This window comes from Streptomyces sp. 4N124 (genome assembly GCF_052245395.1).
Classification (GTDB): Bacteria; Actinomycetota; Actinomycetes; order Streptomycetales; family Streptomycetaceae; genus Streptomyces.
On record NZ_JBQQBS010000146.1, the window covers coordinates 1 to 879 of the forward strand.

Consider the following 879-nt stretch of genomic DNA (forward strand, 5'->3'; position numbering starts at 1 on the left):
GCCGCACGGGACGTTCCGGACGGCCGCGCGCCGCCTGCCGGTGATCGCGTCGATGGGTTTCGACGTGGTGTATCTGCCGCCGGTCCATCCGATCGGCGCCACGTTCCGCAAGGGCCGCAACAACACGCTCAACCCGAGCCCGGAGGATGTGGGGGTGCCGTGGGCGATCGGGTCGCCGGAGGGCGGGCACGACGCGATCCATCCGCAGCTGGGCAGCTTCGAGGACTTCGACTGGTTCGTGGCGCAGGCGCGTGCGCTGGGGATGGAGGTGGCGCTGGACTTCGCGTTGCAGTGTTCGCCGGATCATCCGTGGGTGGACAAGCATCCGGAGTGGTTCCATCACCGGCCGGACGGGTCGATCGCGTATGCGGAGAATCCGCCGAAGAAGTATCAGGACATCTATCCGCTCGCGTTCGACGCGGACATGGACGGTCTGGTCGCGGAGACGCTGCGGGTTTTGCGGTTGTGGATGGGCCATGGGGTGCGGATCTTCCGGGTGGACAATCCGCACACCAAGCCGGTGGTGTTCTGGCAGCGGGTGCTGGCGGACATCGGGCGCACCGACCCGGATGTGATCTTCCTGGCGGAGGCGTTCACCCGTCCGGCGATGATGCACACGCTGGCGCAGATCGGGTTCCAGCAGTCGTACACGTATTTCACCTGGCGTAACGGCAAGCAGGAGCTGACGGAGTATCTGACGGAGCTGTCGGGGGAGGCGGCGGCGTATATGCGGCCGAACTTCTTCGTCAATACGCCGGACATTCTGCACGCGTATCTGCAGCAGGGCGGGCGGCCGGCGTTCGAGGTGCGGGCGGTACTGGCGGCCACCCTGTCGCCGACCTGGGGCGTGTACAGCGGCTACGAGCTGTGCGAGAACGT

General features: G+C 66.7%; 1 pseudogene. It reads left to right on the plus strand.

What is annotated here, in order from left to right:
* Positions 1 to 879: pseudogene (locus tag ACTWQO_RS48475) on the plus strand (alpha-1,4-glucan--maltose-1-phosphate maltosyltransferase); the annotation flags it as partial.